Below are 18,161 nucleotides of genomic sequence, written 5' to 3'. Positions count from 1 at the left end.
ATATGACATTGCAAAACATTCAAGACGATCTTTCGGCAGCTGACACCCTTGAGCCGCGGGCAAAGCTCTTCCGGGGTCTCGGCGACCCCAGCCGTCTTGCGATCCTCGATGCGCTACTGTCGGACGAACGCAGCGTGCAGGAAATCGTTACCCAAACAGGGCTTGGTCAGCCCAATGTCTCGAACCATCTGCGCTGCCTTTTGGATTGCGGTCTGGTCAGTCGCAGGAACGAAGGTCGGTTCGTCCGGTATCGCCTTGCGGACAGGCGGATCGCTGATCTCATCCGCGACGCAGATCAACTACTTGCCTCGACAGCCGTAGGGGTCGATGCCTGCCGAAGCTATACGGATTAACCGACGTGTCCTGCTGCAATGTTCTATTGGTGCGCCAGGCCTAAAGCAGCCATTTGCGCAGCCGCAGCAAAATGGCGCTTTGTCCGCACTGTAGTCCTTGGTGCCCGTTGCAGCTAACCTCTGCTTCGAGCCCTTTTTGCAGTTCACTGCACATAGCGCGAAGGGCCGCAGTCCATCTTGGTTCACTTCACGGCGATTCTGCATCGGACAACTCAGTCTCAGACCGTTTCGCCCGCATGTCCGCAAGCATTTGAACGCGCGGTTCATGCCGCTTGCGATACAGAAACCGTGCCCAGAGCGCGAAGGCCCATGACATCCAGCCCGCGTCGATTTCAATGACGTCGCGCAGCCTGGATCCTGACTGCTGCGGTTCCACGGTCAGAGTGTGACGCCACGATTTGACGCCTGCGCCCTTTTCAGAAGACCGCAAAATCATTGCTTCGTCGTCGCACTCCAGGACTTCCATGAAATACGGTTGAAGCGGTAACTTCCCGAACAGCGACACCTGCACGGTAATTCTCTGGCCTTGGTATACGCGACCGCTCGGCAACCCTTCGAAGCTGACAACCCCATCCATGATTTCCCTGAGTGCATCGAGGTCCGTTGCCAGCGCCCAGACCTCCTTCGCCGGTGAGGCGTATTCGTGTTCGAGGATGACGGTCTTCACAGTCGCTCCTGTGGTTCAAAAAGCTATCCCTGGTTGATTGACCTAAACCGGACATCTGCGCAACCGCAGCGAAGGTCAGCAAAGTCCGCAAAGCTGCCGGATGGCCAGATGGAGACTAAGGTCTGCTTTTCGCCAATCTGGACCGAACTCAGACGTTTATGTCACTGGCTAAATCCACCGCTTTTGGCGCATGAGTTCTGGCAGGGAGTTTATGTCCGGTCTGCGGGACTTTTCTGCCGTTCGTAGGAGCCATACAGTCGGAGTAGGATCGTGGACAACAGCTGTTACTAGAGCATTTCTACTTTAACCTGAGGCATAGCCGGCAGCCTGAAAGTAGTTTGAACACTCCTGCGGGGAGTACATCGCGCAGATATCGCCAAGGGCTTCGAACACCGAGGTGAATGATCGCGCACTGATGCGTCTGAGGTGAGCCTTCAATTTGGAGAAGGCCAACTCAATCGGGTTCAGGTCTGGTGAATATGGCGGCAGATAGAGAAACCAGCATCCATGGGCCTTGAGCGCCGCCGCGGCTTCTTTGTTGCGATGCGTCGCGAGGTTGTCGAGAACCACTACCGTGCCGGGCGCGATCTCAGGGATCAGTACCTTGCGCACATAGGCTGCAAAGGCAGGGCCATCCATCGCACCTTTGATCACCCAAGGTGCGATCAGAGCCTCATTTGTCAGCCCCGCAATCAGGGTTTGGGTCCCCCAACTGCCGAAGGGCGCGTCCATTGTTAGGCGCTCGCCACGAGGGGCCCAACCGCGTAGCCGTGTGAGGTTCGTTTTGACCGCTGTTTCATCAAGAAAGACCACGCGTTCCGGCATCCGCGCGATGGCTGGCAAGCGGTGTGCGAACCAATCCTCACGTCGTCGCATTACCTTTGCGCGGTGACGTTCGGTAGCGACCAGTGACTTTTTCTATGCGTGAACCCGAGCCGCTTTAGCAGGTGTCCGATAGCAGAGTGGTGGACCTGAAGTCCGGTTGCATCAGCAAGTGCATCACGCAACTCAAAAAATGTGATATCAGGGTCTTGAGCGATCAACTCTTCGAAAAAGCCAACGTAGGGGGCTAATTTTCCAGACCCTTTTGGACGCCCCTGTACGGCCGGATCAGCCCGGCCTGTCTTTTGAATCTGTTGCCGCCACCGCGCGCCTGTTGCTGGCGACAACTTCAAGCGCACCGCCGCCGCTCGCCCGCTTAATCCTTCCTCAATATATCTCTGGAACCGCGCCCGAAGCGCTGATGGCAAAGGTGCTGACATAGTTCATCCTCCCAAGCAGGATGAATCACAATCAGACCATTTTGGGAATCCCCTACGATTCAGGTTTCGTTAGAAACGCTTTAAGGCCGTCTCTGACAAACAGGAAGGATATTTTATGCGCTTTGTGTCAAGTATTGCGATAACTGTCGCATTAGCTTCGGCCGCGTCGGCGGACGTCTCTTTTTCGCTCGGCTTTGATACCGAAGACATGGCGATACGCACGATAGAATACGAATGCGACGAAGGGCAACCGTTCGTCGTGCATTATTTCACTTCAGAACCCGACGTGCTGGCACTGGTGCCAGTGGATGAAGATCATCGTGTATTCGTCAACGTGGTTTCCGCCTCAGGCGCCCGTTACGTGTCTGGGCGGTACGAATGGTGGACAAAAGGTGAGAATGTCACGCTGACCGATACGATCAAGGACGAGTCCCTGCTGCAATGCACACCAAACAATGAGTCAAACTAGGGAACAAAGAGGCGCGGCGGGCATCAATAACTGGCTTGGTCCCGTCGTACTCATCAACGCCAGGACGGTCGTTACGTACAATGTCCGGGTTTCAATTAGCATCAGTTGGCGTTCTTCCGTTCCTCTCACTCTTACACTCAACGAAACATTTCACAATTTGAACCGCCCCGGCTTGCCCGGAGGGGCGTTTCGTTCAGCGCGGAAAGCTGAAATTGGGCTCGTTCCAGACCTTCTCCGCACTGCAGGATGTGCCAAAACTCAGCCGTTTCTGTCACAGACGGAATCGACCGTTTTTGACGCACACCTTCTGGCAGGAGGTTTATGTCCGGTGTGCGGACAAAGCGGACTTTGGTTCTGATCGAAAACACTTCCCGCAAGTCAGACACGCAGAGGCTTGTACTGCTGTCCTTGATCATTGAAGTTTTCGGGCGCCAGCCAATCCTCATAGATAGGCTTCATGCGCTGCCAGTCCCCGTCCGTCATCGCGAACCAAGCCGTGTCACGATTGGCATTTTTCACGACCATGTGCTGCCGGAACACCCCCTCCGGGCGGAAGCCAAACCGCTTGGCCGCGCGTTTCGATGGATCATTCAACTCATTGCATTTCCATTCGAACCGGCGATATCCGAGGTCGAATACGCGATCTGCAAAAAGGTACAGGGCCTCGGTCGCCATTCGGGTCCGCTGCAATCCTGCACCCCACATGATGTTGCCAATCTCCACCACGCCATTGCTCGTGTCTATGCGCATCAAGGCCTGACGCCCCTCGGCGCGGCTACTGGCCTTGTCAATCACGGCGAAAAACATGGGATCGATCGACGCGGATGCCTCTTCCAGCCATGCATCGAACTCTATGCGGCTCGGTGGCTCTTCGGAGAGCCAGCGAAATCGGTCTTCTACCCCCGGGGCGGATGCTGCCATGAACAGTGTGTCAGCGTGGGCGGACACAAGAGGTTCGAGCCGCACATATTGTCCTTCGAGCGTAACGCGCTTAGGGCGTGGGCGCGGGACCCAATCTGTCAAATCCGTCATCCGGTGTGCTCCCTACCTGCTTGTTGCGGACGCTGCCACCATCTGTAGGTAAATTGCAAGATGCCGTTCACTTTGGACTCCTTCCTGCCATTCATTGCTGTTGGAAATGGCACCGGCGTTGAGGTGGCAGGTGAAGGTCGGCTTGACGGACAAAGCGCTAATTCGCTGCAGTTACTCGAACGACCGCTTCATGGTGAATCTAAATTCGTTCGGCAAAGCGCCTGATGCGTTGCACCAGGCGCCTTTTGTTCCTGTCACATCGCGTTACTTGATGGCGAGGATGTCGAAGTTGTGGACGTTAGCGACCACACCGTCGTCCCACCCGCCGGCGACCAACTCCGCTGCCCGTTCGTTCAGCAGCCCGGCGACTTGACCGGCAAAGTGTGCTTCACGGCCAGCATTGTTGGTGAAGATGTCGAAGATTGCGAAAGATGTTTCGTCAATCTGCAGCGCCGCCCAGAACAATGTGCCGGGTTCGGTTTCTCCGACGATGGGACCAGCTGCGGTCAGCAAGGCTGCCAATTCCGACCCTCTGCCGGGTGCTGCTTCGAGCGTGATGTACGTGGCTGTCGTGGCCGAGTAGAGATCAACCGGTTCCCTCACCGACAGGACATCGGAATTGTTGATATTCGCGATAACACCATCGTCCCAGCCCCCGGCGACCAGCGCGTCGGCATTTTGGTTCAAAGCCGCAGCCACAGCGCCGGAGAAATGCGCATTGCGCGCTTCTTCATCCACGAAGATATCAAAGATCGCGAGCGTATCGTCGGCTTGTAAGGCAAACCAAAGCACGGTGCCTGGTTCGGTGTCCGCGACAATCGGGGCGGCTCCGGCCAGAAATTCGGCGAATGCTTCGGTCTGGCCTTCAGCAGCGGGCATGGCGATGTAGCTGGCAGTGTGATTTTCCATTGGGGTTCCCTGTGCGGATGCAGATGTCGTGATCAAGGCCAAAGCGGCGAGTGTCTTGAGAATTTGTGCTTTCATGGTCGCCTCCCGATTGAGGGGTCGTTGTGTTTGGTTTCGATGCACCCTTTTCCCATGCCGAATGCCTCAGGCACCAATCCCGAACTTCTATTCTTTGATAGACATGTGCTATGGTGAACCTCATGGCGGAAAGTGACGGAGACTGTGGCAGTGGAGATGAACCAGATCAGGTATTTTTTGGCTGTCTGCCAGCATCGCAACTTCACCCATGCCGCTAGCGCCTCAAATGTTTCCCAACCGTCCTTGACGACCGCGATCAAGAAGCTTGAACACGAGCTCGGGGGTGATCTGTTTGTCAGGGACCGCGCGGGATGCAGGTTAACGGCACTCGGAAAACTCATGCAGCCAAGGCTACAGAAAGCGCATGACGAAACGCAGGCAGCTAAGGCAGAAGCCGTCCGCCACACGCGACTAGAGCGGGTTCCTATTTTGGTCGGTGTTGGCGAAACGATTGGTCACAACCGGATTTCAACCGCCCTGGAACGCTTCCGTACACGATTGCCGCAAGCCGAAATAGAGTTGATCGTGGCCTCTGCCTCCAAGCTTCTGGCCGGATTGCGAGAGGGTAAATTTGACGTCGTTGTCACAGCGGCGACGGTCAGTGAAGACCTCTATCGAATAGACCATCTCTATGACGAGTCCTACAAGGTTGTGGTGTCCAAGACGCACCCGTTGTCTGAACGAGACGCTATTTCTCTTTCGACACTCGCTGAAACTGACATGCTCGATCGACCCAATTGCGAAATGCGGGATGCGTTGCATGGGGCATGTGCAGACCAAGGTCACGAACTCTACGCGGCCTATCGGTCAAATCGCGTGGATTGGTTAGTCGAACTCGCGCGGCAGGGATTAGGCGCGGTGATTTTGCCAAGCACGGCAATTCCAGCAGACAGAGGCCTCGTTTCGATACTCATCGACGGCCTTGAAATTTCGCGAACTGTTTCTGCTCTTCGTTATCGGCACCAAACGACGAGACCAGAGACAAATGATCTGATCCGTGAGATTGCGCGTGTGTAGGCGTAGTATCATTGATGGCCGACATTCGCGCATAGTGCAGTAACTGGTACTTTGGGCTCGTTCCCGACATTCGCTGCGGTCATTACCAAGGTCCGCACTGGGCTGGCCGCTTTAGGTACTTTGATATCGTAACGAGGAAGGCAGCTTAACACTTTCTTGGTTCGGCCATAACGGCGTGGTGGGAAACCGTATTAGTAATAGTGTAAAATTGACCCGGACTTTCCACATTTCAGCCCAGGAACTGGGCGAGGCGTTTTCCGTCTTTCGCTGCACAGTGCAGGAAGGTCCACCGAGCGGACTTTGCTGCCGTCAACGCAAAGACAAAGTGTCAATGAGCGTTTAAAAGTGACCCGGTTTCAGCGTTTAATTTTGACCCGCCTATTGGGTGACAAAGCCCCCAGGCGGACCGCCCTCATATAGCGAGTCCGTCTGGGGGCTTTGCTTGCGACGTGGCTATTTTTCTCTGCGACTTTTGCTCTGAGCGAAGCGATATGACGTGTTGCCCGTTTCGATGATGGCACAGTGGTGCGTGACGCGATCCAAGAGCGCAGTTGTCATCTTGGCATCACCGAAGACAGCGACCCATTCCCCGAACTCCAAGTTGGTGGTGATGATGACGCTGGTTTTCTCGTAGAGCTTGCTGATCAGGTGGAACAGCAACGCGCCGCCGGATTTCGGGAACGGGATGTAGCCTAACTCGTCGATGATGACGCAATCCAGGGCCGACAGCTGCCGGATGATCTTCCCGGCATTGCCGTCGGCCTGTTCCTTGATCAGGGCATTGATCAGATCGACCGCGTTGAAGAAGCGGACCTTCTTGCCGTTGTTAATCAATGTGGTTCCAAGCGCGATGGCGATGTGAGTTTTGCCTGTCCCGGTTCCGCCGACCAGGATGAGGTTGTGCGCCTCTTCGGTGAACTGACCCGAGCAGAAGGGTTCGATCTGGGCCTTACTCACCGCGGCCGCGCCGTAATCGAAGGTGGCGAAGTCCTTATGATGGGGGAACTTCGCGATGCGCATTTGATACTGGATGGAACGCACTCGCCGCTCTACAGTTTCCGCGTCGATCAGTTGCTTTATCGCTGTGGTCAGACTTGGTGGCTTGCGCGCGGACAGCAAATCATGGGCGCAAGCTGCCATTCCATGCAGCCTCAAGGCGGTGAGTTGGTCGATGAGAGCGTTCATGCGGCAGCCTCCTCGGCCGAGCAGAGCGCCTCATAGCGCTTGCAGTCGGCCTCGGGCCGCACGGTCAGCTGCGGATAGACATTGCCCTCATTCAACGGCGTGATGATTGGCTCCACCAACTGGTTGATCAGATTGGTGATGGCAGGAAGGCGCAACGTGTTTTGTTCAACTGCCAGTTCGCAGGCCGTCTCCACCACCTCGATTCCGTGGTCCTGGGCCAGCAGAAGCAGATCGACGAACTCCCGGTCCCCGCCTTTGCCAGCCATGTAATGCTCCCTGATCCGATGCATGGCCTCAGGCAGTTGCCAGTCCACAAAAGGGGCGCCGTCGCGCAGAGCCCCGGGCTTGCGATCCAGTAGAGGAACATAATGCCAAGGTTCAAAGTAGCTGACGTTGCGGGTGAAGCGACGCTTGTGCTCGGCAATAACGTCCTGGCCTGACACCAGCACGATCCGGCTCGCATAGGCGCGCAAGGAGACATGCTGGCCTGCAAACCGGGAAGGCACGCTATAGCGATTGCTGGCATATTGAACCAGGCAGGTGGAACGGACCCGCACCGTCTTTTCCACATAACCATCAAAAGCCCGCCCCAGGGGGCGCAGCTCGGCGCGCTCATCTTCAAAAACCTCCGCAATCGTGCGGGACGATTGATCAGGATGGGCGCGGCTTGCCAATTCCTCGCAGCGCAGACGCAACCAGTTGTTCAGCCCATCCAGATCATCAAAAGCTGGCATGGGAACAAACAATCGGCCTCGTAAAAAATGGACCTGGTTCTCCACCTGACCTTTCTCCCAACCCGACGCGGGGGTGCAGGCAACCGGCTCCATCACATAATGGTTCATCAACGCCAAGAACCGCGGATGGAACACCCGGTCCTTCGAGCGGGAGACATAGGTCACCATCGTTTTGGGATTGTCGATGATCACCCGTCGCGGAACCCCGCCGTAGAAGGACAGCGCCCGTACAAAAGCATCCAACACCATCTCTTGGCTCTCGCCGGGATAGGCTACGATAAAAGGTTTGCGACTATGGCACAGGCGGAAGTGAGCAACCTTTACCTTCTGCTCGACACCACCGAGAACAACGCGCTCTTCGCTCCAGTCAAACTGGAGCGCATCACCGGCAGCAAAATGCAGGGGGATAAACGCCTCTCCCGATCCAGCATCGGCACGTTTGAGGTCTCGGATAAATCGCTGAACCGGAGAATAGGACCCAGTATACCCTTCCGAGACGAGCTGTTCGTAAAGCTTCGTGGCCGTCCGCCGCTCCCGGCGCGGGCGCTTGTGATCCTGCTCGAAAAGCTCTTGCAGCCGCGCGTCAAATCCATCGCACAGCTTATGCCGGGTCGGTGGCGCTTGCCGTTGATAGCTCGGTGGACTGTCGTCCTTCAGATACTTCTTCACCGTGTTCCGCGACAAACCGGTTGCCCGCGCCACAGATCGGATGCTGCGACCCTCAACCAATATCCAACGACGGATCTTCGATACACTTTCCATCAATATCACCTGCTCATTCCTCCGCGCTATTCAGCGCGGATGCTAACGTGGCAGGTGGGTCAATTTTGCACGCTCATAACCCACCCAAGTGGGTCAATTTCGCACGCCGATTCACATCCTGTGCGATGTAGCGCTCGAACTTATCGCGGAAGCTGTTGGTCCGCTGCAGAATGGCAACCTGACCAGCCATCCACAGGGTGCGGCGCAAGCGGGCATTCCCGTATTTTGACAATTTGGTTTGGCCCCGGAATGTACCCGACTGGATTGTAGCGAGGTCCATTCCGCAGAACTTCAAGAACTGCCGGTGGTGCCCAAAGCGGCGCAAGTCGCCAGCTTCTGCCAGGATGGTCAGGGCGTTGATCGGGCCGATCCCTGGGATTGATGTCAGCAACTGATAGTCAGGCAGATCTTTGAGCAGCGCGACGGCGCGATCTTCAATTTGATTGCGTTGCGCAATGAGACTGCGCCCTTCGCCAAGAACCAAGCGGAACATACTTATAGCATCAGAATCTGAGGCTACCGGCAATCCGACAGAGGACTTGGCTGTTTCGTAAATATCTGCAAGTAAACGCTCTTTTGCGACCTTGCGCCCAATAACTTCCCAAGCATCAGCGGTAAACGCCTCCTTGCCCATTTCCGTGATAAAATGTGGTGATGGATAACGCTCAAGGAATGCAAAGAACCAATCACTGCGTGAGCTGCGGTGAAATCGATCCGCTTCAGGGAAGTACAGCGGCAGATAATGGGTCAACACCCGGTGCCAAAGTTCAGTCTTCGACTTGGAGACAATATCGTGGGTTTTGGACAGCTCTTGGATGTCGTTTGTGCCGCATACCAGAGGGTCGTGGTAATATTGCTCGTTCCCGATCTCCATCATGTGCAGGATCACTTGCGCGTCCTTTGGGTCATTCTTATCCCAGCTGTTGGTAAGGGCTTCGCGCATGCGCGCTAAAGCTACTGAGGACACCAGCTTCACCTCAAAACCTGCTGTTGCCAGATGGTAGGCCAAGGCACGGTGATAATTGCCAGTCGCCTCAAAGGCTACACGAACTGGGCGTCCGTATTCCTTAAGTGCGGAGACCAGGCGGTTGAAGTCGGCGCGTTCGTTCAAAACTGTTAAGCGACGTCGCCGTTTCTTATCTGGAATAGCGATCAAAACTTCATGCCGGGCCTTGGCGATGTCGATAGCCACCAAAACAGGGGCATCTTGTGCAACAATAATCTTGGTCATAGTTGGTCTCCTTTGCGGTGTGGTTTGTGCAAAACCACTGTAGGGACCCGAGACCCGGCTATGACCACCTGCTGCGCTATCTGGAGGCTGCGCAGGCGGCCATAGCCTCTCAATCAGCTTCATTCCAAAGGTGTTATGGAAACGCTTACACAGCAAAGGAAACCCGCACTTTCGCTCGCCAGCTCGGCCTGAAGTCATGCTTCACCCCAGTCGCCAGCCCGCAATCCAACGGCATGTCCGAAGCCTTCGTAAAGACGCTCAAACGCGATTACGTGCGCGTCAATCCACTACCCAATGCCGAAACCGTTTTGAATTTGATAGGAGACTGGATCGAGGACTATAACAACAACCACCCCCACAGCGGCCTAAGATGGCGCTCGCCTCGCGAGTTCATCAAGGCCAAAACCGAAACCGCTTAGGTGTCCGGTGAAACGGGGGCCGGTCCAGTGGTGGTCCAAGCGGGACATTTGTGTTTGCACGCATCGGAAGTCACATAGGGGATTTGGGGAGGCGGAATTAAGGCTAACGCGTCCCTCGGTGGCGGTACTATTTCAAACAGATAAGAACTGCAGTGAAATCGCTTCAAAAGGTGAGTTCCAGAGTTCTCCATGCGGTACAGGAAGAAATTGAAGGGCAGCCTACCTGCCCAGGTTGCCAACAAGAGCCTCTTCAAGCAGTTTAAGTAGACTATGGCATCTCCACGCAAATCATCCTTGCCAATTGATTCTATTTATATATGCAGGTCAGAAGGTCTGGGCTTTCTCAGTCCTATTGAAGCAGGTCGGTTTTCCAATGATCTGAAAGGCTGCGGCGACTCTTTCCCTTTAATACCCCAGGTGGGTCGTCGCAGCTGCTGTTCGGCCCCATACTCAATAGCGAGCTATCTTCAAGTCCGTCGCCTCGATCTGGGTGGCTATCTTTCACGGTGAGCGTCGATACGTGGATTTAGGGTTGCAAATACCATGTCTCATTGATTGAACGTTAATTTAAAGAACGTACGCTCTCTGGGATTGTAAGTGAAAGAACATGTTAGATAAACGTGAATTAAAGGAAATGTCCCGCAAGGATCTTGAAAAGCTGCAGGCGGCTGTCCAAAAGGCGCTATCAGCCGCGAAGGCTCGTGATCAACGACAAGCCAAGAAAGCCGCGGCAAAGGCGGCGGCGGAGTTCGGTTTCTCCTTGGGTGAGATTGCAGGGACGCCAAGCGCAAAGGCGTCTTCGACCAAGAAGAAAACGAAGCGAGCTGGAAAGCAGGCGAGGCCAGCTTATGCTAATCCAGATATGCCGACACAGACTTGGAGCGGCAGGGGACGAAAACCGAATTGGTTCGTAGCGCATGTGGAGAACGGCGTGACGCCTGATGCGATGCGGGTCGAAAAGTAATTATCTTGGGCGGCTACATCGTCTGGCCAGCCTGTTCTCCTGGCGCATTTTGACAACTGCGCTGTCTTGGAAACGAGGTTGAAGAGGTTTGCAGTCGTCGTTCATCCCGCCGATGATATCTTTCTAGTAGACGACCTTCTCCGAGGTCGCGCTTGATGCAAAACAAGTTCAAGTCTGACGCGTACCTCAGAAACTCGGGCAAAACAAGTTGATTAGGCAAGTTCCTGCACATGCGAGCCTGAACCAACAGTTCTACTAGAACGAGAGCCAACCAAATGCTATACTCCTTCGAAAGGAACACATATGCCTAGAGAAGAATCGCATATCCTCAGAAACTTGCAGCGCAAGAAGTCCCGATGGCCGTGGAGGTTTATTTCTGTGGTTGCAGTTCTGTGGCTCGTCGCGCTCGCAACCGTTTTCAAGCTCGTAGCCTATGATTGCATATATTACTGCTAAAGTCTAACAATTAGTAAAATATTGACGGCGAATCTCGCAAAGATATGAACACAAATATCATATGAACTTGACCAAGTTCGAGTAGCGTCTGATACAATCAACTTTTTTTCCTGACATCTACATTCTCCGAAGTTGCCCACATCCATGGAACAGTCCGAGGACCTACTTTCGCCTGAAGTTTTCGCGAAGGGGACAAAGTGTATCGGTTTTGTGATGGGGGGCTTCTATAGCTTCTGATGTTTTCGTTCTTTCCTAATTAGCCTTCGACCCGGTTGTGACGTATATCTGCTTCTGCAGAAACTCAGAATATTTTGGTTGTTTCGAAGGTATAGCTGCATTCGAGCCCTCGAAATCAGTTCTATACACAGTTGGATGACACAGTCACCGGGAACAAAGTCCAAGCCGTCGCGATCAAAGCAGACCATGCGGATACAAGATTTAATTGATGGTAAAAACGAGATGTTCGCTTGCAAAGCTGTCTTCTCACTACCCACAATAGCAGTAGTTGCAGCACAATAGTAGCGAACCAAGCTATCATCAGCGCCCAACGAAATAGTGACAAGCCGAGCCAAGCGACCTCCGCCCAGCCGAGGGCGCAGCCCAAACCGTGCAGCCCATAGATCGTGCTGAAACTGGCCAGCCAGACCAGCAGCGGCAAGAGAATGCGCAACAACTCTCTCACGCGATCATCCCCGGCAGATGCGCCGCAAGCAGGATCAGCACCGTGATCGCTGCCAGATAGTCGGACCAGAGCGCCACAATGGCGAAAACCGCCCGACGCTGAGGCGAGGTGAAACCACGCCGGACCTGCAGGATCAGAAAGCCCTGCATTAGCCCCACGAGCAGAGCATGGGCCACCCCATAGGCGCCGAGGATGAGGAGCGTGGCGGCATAGGCATGGCCGTCCGGGGGCGGGAGGCGCAGCAGCAAGGCCCCGAACACCGCCGCTGTGGCAACCGTTGCCAGAAATGCCGGGGCAAGAGCGACCATAGGGGCGGTGCCCGCGCGGTTGCGGCGGGCGCTCAGGTGCTGGGCCAAGGCGGCGACGAGCGCTGTGCCGATGCCGAAGCCAAGCTCGATCCAAGAGGGGACGAGCCATTGGGCAGGGGGCCAGCCGGGCGCGACGGTCCAGAGGAAGGCATAGCCAAAGAGAAGTGAGCCGAAGAAGGTCCCATTGGCCACCAGGAGGAAGGTCGAACCCCACCAGCCCGGCGATCTGTCGCCCTCACTTGCCAGCGGCAAGCCCGTGCCGCGCCCAACCTTTTGCGGACCTTGATCGGCGCGCGCGCCCAATTGCCAGACCCAGAGCAGCGCCAATGCCGCCACGCCGGCCAGTGCCAGCGGGGTGAGCCAGAAAAGCTTGAGCAAGATCGACAGGAAGAATCCACCCGTCACCGCCGCCATCAGCATCGGCAAACGCGTATTGCCGGGGTATATCACCAGCATCTCGGGTCGGCCGCTGGCGGCATCGACCATCAGGGTCTCGCGCCGGGCCACATCGGGCGCGCCGAGATAGCCTTCGCCCTTGGCCAGTCGGTTCGCGAGATCCGGTGTCTCAGAGAGTGGGCTACGCCCCCGCACGTTTGGCAGACTGGCGAAGTTGTAGGAGGCGGGCGGGGACATGCCGGCCCATTCCAAAGTGCCGGCCCGCCAGGGGTTGCGCGGGCCGCGCACCGCGACGAAACCGTGGATGATGATGTCGACCAGCACCATCGCAAACCCGATCGCCATGACGAAACTGCTGACCGAAGAGATGAAGTTGATCACCCCCCAGCCGGTTTCCGCGTCATAGCTGTCGATCCGGCGGCGCTGGCCCAGCAGGCCGACCCAATGCATGGCCAGAAAGGTGCCGTGGAATCCCACGAAAATCAGCGCGAAGGCCAGCTCGCCGAGCCGGAACAACCGCTTGCGCCCGCTCACTAGTGGCAGCCAGTAGTAGATCCCCGCCAGCATCGGAGGTCAACGTTGCAGAGCGCAAGGGGTCCTACGACTCGATGCCCTATCAGACCACCCACAACACAGGCGGCACGATCATGGGGACCGACCCACAGACCAGCGTCTGCAACCGCTATTGCCAAAGCTGGGATCTGCATAATCTCTTCGTCGCCGGGGCGGGGCTGTTTCCGCAGAACGCGGGCTATAACCCCACCGGCACCGTCGCAGCGCTGGCCTATTGGTCGGTGGCGGCAATCATCGATCAATATATGGCCGATCCCGGTCCGCTGGTGCAGGCATGAGACGGCTGGCGTTGATAACCGCCTTCTGCGGCGCAACCGTCGGGCCGGCGCAGGCCCAGGAACTCTCCTCCTCGGAAATGGAGCGTGGCCGCTATCTGACGCAGGCCGGCGACTGCAAGGCCTGCCACACGGATATGGAGAACGACGGCATCCCCTTCGCCGGGGGGCAGGCGCTGTCGACACCCTTTGGCACGATCTATTCCTCAAACCTCACGCCCGACGATGAAACCGGGCTTGGCCGCTGGTCGCGCGAAGATTTCTATAACGCGTTGAACGAGGGGATCGACGACGAGGGCCGCCACCTCTACCCGGCGATGCCCTATCCCTATTTCACCCTGATGACCCGCGACCAGACCGACGCGATCTTTGCCTATTTGCAATCGCTCGAACCGGTGCATGTGGAAGAAGAGGAAAACAACCTGCCGTTCCCGCTCAGCATCCGCATGTCGGTAAGCGGCTGGAAGCTGTTGTTCTTCGAGGACAAGGAGTTCGTGGCCGATCCAGACCGTTCCGAGGAATGGAAACGCGGGCGGTTCCTGGTCGACGGGCCGCTGCATTGTGGCGGCTGCCACACGGGCAAGAACCTGCTCGGCGCCAGCAAGGACGATGAATATCTGCGCGGTGGCACGTTGGAGAATTGGTTTGCGCCCAATATCCGGGGCGGAGAGAACGGCGGCATCGCCCATTGGGACGAAGATGACATTTTTGAATTCCTGAAATACGGACGCGCCAAACACACCGCCCCGATGCAGCGCATGGGTGAGGTTGTCTCGATCTCGACCCAGTTCCTCAAAGAAAAAGACCTGCGCGCCGTCGCCACCTATCTCAAAAGCCTTGATGATGATCTACACGAACCGGAAGAGGCGCCTGAAACAGCGCGGATGGAGGCCGGCAAAGGGCTCTACTTCGACAATTGTGCGGCCTGCCATGCCGCCGATGCGTCGGGCGTGCCCTATTTCTTCGCCCCGCTAAGCACTTCGAACAAGCTGCACGCTAAAGACCCCGCGACCGCGATCCGCATCATCCTCGGCGGTGCCCGGGCGCAGCCGACCGAAACGATTCCCAGCATGCTCGCGATGCCGCCCTTCGCTTGGAAACTTACCGATGCGCAGATCGCTGACTTGCTGACCTATTTGCGGAATACCGGGGACCGTCGGAGCGGCCCGGTTTCGGCTGAGGCCGTGGCCGAGATGCGCGAATATCTTAATGAGGAACATTAAGGGTTATCTACTTCAGGTTTGACGCTTGGCTTGTTTTTCTCAAGGGTGTCAATGGCCAAACCTTCTTGGCAAAGCATCGCGCGCACACGCCCCTCTTCGTGGATTGGAGAAAAATGCATTGTAAGCGCTCGATTGTTACCGCCTGCCGCGTGAACCCATACTCACTTAGCTACTGTCGTTATTGTCGTCGTTACTGACGTCGTATGAGATGGGACGAGATATGCGTCATGAAGTGATTGTCGGCGTTGAGCGAAGGCGCCGTTGGCGCGAAGAGGAGAAGTTATCGATCCTCGAAAAGGTTGGCTTAAATGGCGCAACGGTCAGTGATGTTGCGCGTTGTCATGACATTACACGCCAGCATATCTACCAGTGGCGCCAGGAACTTCGGCGTAAAGGGGTTTTGCCGCGGGCTTCGGAGACGGTCTTTCTGCCGCTGCCTTCGCCTTCTGAGCCAGAGCAATCAAAAGATCGACAACCGTTGGAGATCGAAGTCGTGCTTGGAAATGGACGCAAGCTACGCTGCGCCAGTGATCTGCCATTAGAGCGCGTCCAGCAACTCATTCGGGCAGTTGAGGCAGCATGATCGGGCCCGGAACCGGTGTCCGTGTGTATCTGGCGTGCGGTGTGACGGACATGCGCAAAGGGATCGCAGGTTTGTCCGCTATGGCTCAAGATGTATTGCGTCAGAAGCCCACGGGCGGTGCTGTGTTTACCTTCCGGGGGCGGCGCGGGGATCGGGTTAAGCTTCTTTACTGGGACGGTCAGGGGTTTTGTCTCTATTACAAGGTTCTGGAACGCGGTCGCTTTCCTTGGCCGAGCGCGGAAGACGGTGCCTTGCGTTTGACCTCTGCGCAGCTTGCAATGCTCTGGGAAGGCATTGATTGGCGACGCCCTGCTTGGGGCGCTCCGCCTGAGCGCGTGGGGTGATTATAGCTTCTGATCTGCTATATTTATATGGTGTTTGCGCCTGAATTTTGGTAGTCAGGCGCATGTCGCACTCCGCCAAAAAAATGCCAAATGACCCCGCCGAATTGAAGGCGATGATTGCGGCATTGCAGGCCGAAAATGCTCAGATTGCGGCGGAAAACGCCAAGATGTCAGCCACGCTGCGGGCCCATGATCAATTGGTGCAGACGCTGCGCCTGCGGATCGCCAAGTTGCAAAAGCTGGCGTTTGGTAAATCCTCGGAGAAGGTCGAGCGCGAGATCGAGCAACTGGAACTGGCTTTGGAAGACCTGTTGGTTGCAGTGGCTGAGAAGGACGACGCCCCTATCGACGAAGGGTTGGACGAGCCCGTTCCAGAGGAGGCGTCAGCTACTGTTTTGCGCCGCCGCCCCCGTGTCTCGGATGCGACCCCGCGGGAACGCCGCGAGCTTGACCCAGGTGCGTGTTGTCCAGACTGTGGGGGCGATCTGCGCGTGGTGGGCGAGGATGTCAGCGAACTGCTCGACATGATCGCCGCCCAGATGAAGGTGATCCAGATCGCTCGGATCAAGAAATCCTGTCGGCGCTGCGAGCGGATGGTGCAAGAACCTGCGCCCAGCCGTCCGATCCCGGGCAGCATGGCCGGACCGAACCTCCTGGCGCATGTGTTGGTCTCGAAGTTTGACGACCATCTTCCTCTTTACCGTCAGCATGAAATCTTCGAGCGCATGGGGGCCGACATCCCCGAAAGCACACTTGTGGGCTGGTGCGGCCGCGCCATGAAGACACTATCGCCGCTGATCGAGCGGATCGATGCGGACATTCTGAGCAGCGACCTTCTGCATGCGGACGATACCCCGATCCGGGTATTGGACCGCTCCAGAAGAGATAAAGGGTTGGGGAAAGGCGTGAAACAAGGCCGGGTCTGGGCCTACGTGCGTGACCAGCGCCCGTGGGCAGGAGCCGCGCCACCTGGCGCTGTCTACCGGTTTGCGCCCAACTGGAAAGAAGAGCACGTGCTAAGTCATCTGGCCGATGCCCGCGGCATTCTGCAAGCGGACGGCTACAAGGGCTATGCCAAGCTCTACGCGCCTCAACCCGATGGCCCGCCGCGTTTGCGCGAAGCGGCCTGTTGGGCGCACCTGCGGCGAGACTTCCACGACTTTTGGACCTCAACCAAGTCCGAGATCGCGCGCGAGGCGCTCGACCGGATCGGTGAGTTCTATGATATTGAGCGTGACATTAACGGCCAGTCCGCAGAGGCTCGCCTTGCGGCCCGTCAAAGGCTGAGCCGACCAAGGGTGGAGGCCTTCTTCGAGTGGTCCGAACAGCAACTCCTGCGCATTCCTGGCAAAAGCGATCTGGCCAAGGCCTTCCGCTATGGCCTCAGTCGAAGGGATGCCTTCAGCCTGTTCCTGTCCGATGGTCGCGTAGCCATCGACAATAACCCAGCAGAGCGGGCTCTGCGCCCTATTGGTATTGGGCGAAAGAATTCTCATGACCGTTGTCAAGATTTCGGGCGTGCTTCACCGATCGCCGATAAGACGTTTGTTGACTTTTGGCTGATGGGCTGGTGCAGAACGCTGAGTTCAACGCGACGGTTGCTCAAACTCTCATTCGGGGATCCTGTTCGGCCCCATATTGATGGTACGGCGTAAAGGGCTGCCTTAATCTAGCTGCGGAGATCCGGTTTGCCGGCTCCAAATTCTTGCCCAAGGATTCCCTTAACCGGTCTCAACGTTCTGCATACAGACCATCAGATTTGTTCGGCCCGAGATTGCTCTATCGTACGGCCATTCCGCCTTCTGCGTTGCGAGCAATCGCCCAGATAAATCCAACCAGTTCACGCGCGACAGCTGTCACAGCCACCTGACTGCGTTTGTGGCGTATCTGCGTGAGACGCTGATATCGGCCATACAATCGCAACTGCGCTTTCCAGGCGATATCCTTCGCCGCCTGTGACAGGTCTTTCTGTCGAACCAGTGACCACTGTCCCACTTTTGGCTTCAGCCGGTAGAGCCAAGCAGCTTCGAACAAGAGCGCGCGAACGTCCGAGGATCCTGCCTTAGTGATCCCGCGCGGGCGTATGCTGGACCCACTTGAGAATTCCCCCGGCACTAGGCCAAAATAGCTCATCAGTCGACGTGGGTTTTCAAACCGAGCAAAATCGCCGACTTCGGCGACAACCGCTGCGGCTATCACTATGTCAAGACCGCGAAGGGCTGTGAGTTCTCGCACGATCGGG

The 18,161-nt window shown here is 56.5% G+C and carries 17 protein-coding genes and 2 pseudogenes; 10 read left to right on the top strand and 9 right to left on the bottom strand.

Annotated elements, in window-relative coordinates; genetic code table 11:
- The first annotated feature begins 2 nt into the window (after nt 1-2).
- Nucleotides 3-353, top strand: a complete 351-nt coding sequence (locus AB4M76_RS01580; protein ID WP_014132722.1) for a helix-turn-helix transcriptional regulator — start codon at nt 3-5, stop codon at nt 351-353.
- 187 nt (nt 354-540) lie between these two features.
- Here AB4M76_RS01580 and AB4M76_RS01575 read toward each other — a convergent pair whose 3' ends face one another.
- The gene (locus AB4M76_RS01575; RefSeq protein ID WP_368440066.1) at nt 541-1,020 is read right to left on the bottom strand and encodes an SRPBCC family protein; all 480 of its coding nucleotides are present in this window, start codon (nt 1,018-1,020) and stop codon (nt 541-543) included.
- A gap of 303 nt (nt 1,021-1,323) precedes the next feature.
- Nucleotides 1,324-2,282, bottom strand: a protein-coding gene (locus tag AB4M76_RS01570) for an IS630 family transposase (protein ID WP_368440065.1) whose coding sequence is annotated in 2 segments (ribosomal slippage) — nt 1,324-1,938 and nt 1,941-2,282 — 957 coding nt in all. Because the reading frame shifts where the segments join, the coding sequence is not laid out codon by codon here.
- Nucleotides 2,283-2,397: 115 nt separating this feature from the next.
- On the opposite strand from AB4M76_RS01570, the gene AB4M76_RS01565 reads away from it, so the two are divergent.
- Nucleotides 2,398-2,751, top strand: coding sequence for an MliC family protein (locus tag AB4M76_RS01565; protein ID WP_368440064.1), 354 nt, complete (start codon nt 2,398-2,400; stop codon nt 2,749-2,751).
- Nucleotides 2,752-3,129: 378 nt separating this feature from the next.
- On the opposite strand, the gene AB4M76_RS01560 is transcribed toward AB4M76_RS01565, so the two are convergent.
- Nucleotides 3,130-3,783 (bottom strand): GNAT family N-acetyltransferase, encoded by a 654-nt coding sequence (locus AB4M76_RS01560; RefSeq protein ID WP_368440063.1) that lies wholly within the window; start codon nt 3,781-3,783, stop codon nt 3,130-3,132.
- A gap of 264 nt (nt 3,784-4,047) precedes the next feature.
- Complete coding sequence (locus AB4M76_RS01555; protein WP_368440062.1) at nt 4,048-4,767, bottom strand: putative quinol monooxygenase; 720 nt, start codon at nt 4,765-4,767, stop codon at nt 4,048-4,050.
- Nucleotides 4,768-4,923: 156 nt separating this feature from the next.
- On the opposite strand from AB4M76_RS01555, the gene AB4M76_RS01550 reads away from it, so the two are divergent.
- Entirely contained in the window at nt 4,924-5,784 is an 861-nt protein-coding gene (locus tag AB4M76_RS01550; protein ID WP_368440098.1) for a LysR family transcriptional regulator, read from the top strand.
- Between the two features lie 453 nt (nt 5,785-6,237).
- Here AB4M76_RS01550 and istB read toward each other — a convergent pair whose 3' ends face one another.
- The 3 genes from istB to AB4M76_RS01535 form a co-directional block, all read right to left on the bottom strand.
- On the bottom strand, nt 6,238-6,969 hold the full coding sequence (gene istB, locus AB4M76_RS01545) for an IS21-like element helper ATPase IstB (protein ID WP_108485421.1): 732 nt from the start codon (nt 6,967-6,969) through the stop codon (nt 6,238-6,240).
- Nucleotides 6,966-8,465, bottom strand: coding sequence for an IS21 family transposase (gene istA / locus AB4M76_RS01540; protein ID WP_368440061.1), 1,500 nt, complete (start codon nt 8,463-8,465; stop codon nt 6,966-6,968). Before istA ends, istB begins: the two co-directional genes overlap by 4 nt.
- Nucleotides 8,466-8,538: 73 nt before the next feature.
- The gene (locus AB4M76_RS01535) at nt 8,539-9,696 is read right to left on the bottom strand and encodes an IS110 family transposase (protein ID WP_368440060.1); all 1,158 of its coding nucleotides are present in this window, start codon (nt 9,694-9,696) and stop codon (nt 8,539-8,541) included.
- A gap of 137 nt (nt 9,697-9,833) precedes the next feature.
- Here AB4M76_RS01535 and AB4M76_RS01530 point away from each other — a divergent pair.
- Nucleotides 9,834-10,115 (top strand): annotated as a pseudogene (locus tag AB4M76_RS01530) (integrase core domain-containing protein); the annotation flags it as partial.
- A gap of 607 nt (nt 10,116-10,722) precedes the next feature.
- On the top strand, nt 10,723-11,079 hold the full coding sequence (locus AB4M76_RS01525) for an H-NS family nucleoid-associated regulatory protein (RefSeq protein WP_368440059.1): 357 nt from the start codon (nt 10,723-10,725) through the stop codon (nt 11,077-11,079).
- A 1,134-nt stretch (nt 11,080-12,213) separates the two neighbouring features.
- Here AB4M76_RS01525 and AB4M76_RS01520 read toward each other — a convergent pair.
- Entirely contained in the window at nt 12,214-13,488 is a 1,275-nt protein-coding gene (locus AB4M76_RS01520; RefSeq protein WP_368440058.1) for a cbb3-type cytochrome c oxidase subunit I, read from the bottom strand.
- Here AB4M76_RS01520 and AB4M76_RS01515 point away from each other — a divergent pair.
- From AB4M76_RS01515 to AB4M76_RS01495, 5 genes and pseudogenes are all read left to right on the top strand, one after another.
- Nucleotides 13,458-13,772 (top strand): GMC oxidoreductase, encoded by a 315-nt coding sequence (locus tag AB4M76_RS01515; protein ID WP_368440057.1) that lies wholly within the window; start codon nt 13,458-13,460, stop codon nt 13,770-13,772. The genes AB4M76_RS01520 and AB4M76_RS01515 overlap by 31 nt on opposite strands.
- Entirely contained in the window at nt 13,769-14,992 is a 1,224-nt protein-coding gene (locus AB4M76_RS01510) for a cytochrome c (RefSeq protein WP_368440056.1), read from the top strand. The genes AB4M76_RS01515 and AB4M76_RS01510 overlap by 4 nt, the downstream gene beginning before the upstream one ends.
- 220 nt (nt 14,993-15,212) lie before the next feature.
- Nucleotides 15,213-15,575, top strand: a complete 363-nt coding sequence (locus AB4M76_RS01505; RefSeq protein WP_368440055.1) for a transposase — start codon at nt 15,213-15,215, stop codon at nt 15,573-15,575.
- Nucleotides 15,572-15,919 (top strand): IS66 family insertion sequence element accessory protein TnpB, encoded by a 348-nt coding sequence (tnpB, locus tag AB4M76_RS01500; protein ID WP_368440054.1) that lies wholly within the window; start codon nt 15,572-15,574, stop codon nt 15,917-15,919. Before AB4M76_RS01505 ends, tnpB begins: the two co-directional genes overlap by 4 nt.
- Before the next feature lie 62 nt (nt 15,920-15,981).
- Nucleotides 15,982-17,409: pseudogene (locus AB4M76_RS01495) on the top strand (IS66 family transposase); the annotation flags it as partial.
- 289 nt (nt 17,410-17,698) lie between these two features.
- Here AB4M76_RS01495 and AB4M76_RS01490 read toward each other — a convergent pair.
- Nucleotides 17,699-18,154, bottom strand: coding sequence for a transposase (locus tag AB4M76_RS01490; protein ID WP_368440097.1), 456 nt, complete (start codon nt 18,152-18,154; stop codon nt 17,699-17,701).
- Nucleotides 18,155-18,161 lie beyond the last annotated feature (7 nt).

The organism is Sulfitobacter sp. PS-8MA (assembly GCF_040933935.1).
In the GTDB taxonomy this organism is placed as follows: domain Bacteria; phylum Pseudomonadota; class Alphaproteobacteria; order Rhodobacterales; family Rhodobacteraceae; genus Sulfitobacter.
The sequence above is the reverse complement of the archived record's forward strand: the minus strand, read 5'-3'. Positions and strand labels throughout refer to the sequence as shown.

Excerpts from the sequence above, each read along its gene's own strand:
- AB4M76_RS01580 (WP_014132722.1), top strand. The coding sequence starts at position 3 with ATGACATTGCAAAACATTCAAGACGATCTTTCGGCAGCTGACACCCTT.
- AB4M76_RS01560 (WP_368440063.1), bottom strand. The coding sequence starts at position 3,783 with ATGACGGATTTGACAGATTGGGTCCCGCGCCCACGCCCTAAGCGCGTT.
- AB4M76_RS01525 (WP_368440059.1), top strand. The coding sequence starts at position 10,723 with ATGTTAGATAAACGTGAATTAAAGGAAATGTCCCGCAAGGATCTTGAA.
- tnpB (WP_368440054.1), top strand. The coding sequence starts at position 15,572 with ATGATCGGGCCCGGAACCGGTGTCCGTGTGTATCTGGCGTGCGGTGTG.
- AB4M76_RS01535 (WP_368440060.1), bottom strand. The coding sequence starts at position 9,696 with ATGACCAAGATTATTGTTGCACAAGATGCCCCTGTTTTGGTGGCTATC.
- AB4M76_RS01510 (WP_368440056.1), top strand. The coding sequence starts at position 13,769 with ATGAGACGGCTGGCGTTGATAACCGCCTTCTGCGGCGCAACCGTCGGG.
- istB (WP_108485421.1), bottom strand. The coding sequence starts at position 6,969 with ATGAACGCTCTCATCGACCAACTCACCGCCTTGAGGCTGCATGGAATG.
- AB4M76_RS01505 (WP_368440055.1), top strand. The coding sequence starts at position 15,213 with ATGCGTCATGAAGTGATTGTCGGCGTTGAGCGAAGGCGCCGTTGGCGC.
- AB4M76_RS01550 (WP_368440098.1), top strand. The coding sequence starts at position 4,924 with ATGAACCAGATCAGGTATTTTTTGGCTGTCTGCCAGCATCGCAACTTC.
- istA (WP_368440061.1), bottom strand. The coding sequence starts at position 8,465 with ATGGAAAGTGTATCGAAGATCCGTCGTTGGATATTGGTTGAGGGTCGC.
- AB4M76_RS01565 (WP_368440064.1), top strand. The coding sequence starts at position 2,398 with ATGCGCTTTGTGTCAAGTATTGCGATAACTGTCGCATTAGCTTCGGCC.
- AB4M76_RS01520 (WP_368440058.1), bottom strand. The coding sequence starts at position 13,488 with ATGCTGGCGGGGATCTACTACTGGCTGCCACTAGTGAGCGGGCGCAAG.
- AB4M76_RS01555 (WP_368440062.1), bottom strand. The coding sequence starts at position 4,767 with ATGAAAGCACAAATTCTCAAGACACTCGCCGCTTTGGCCTTGATCACG.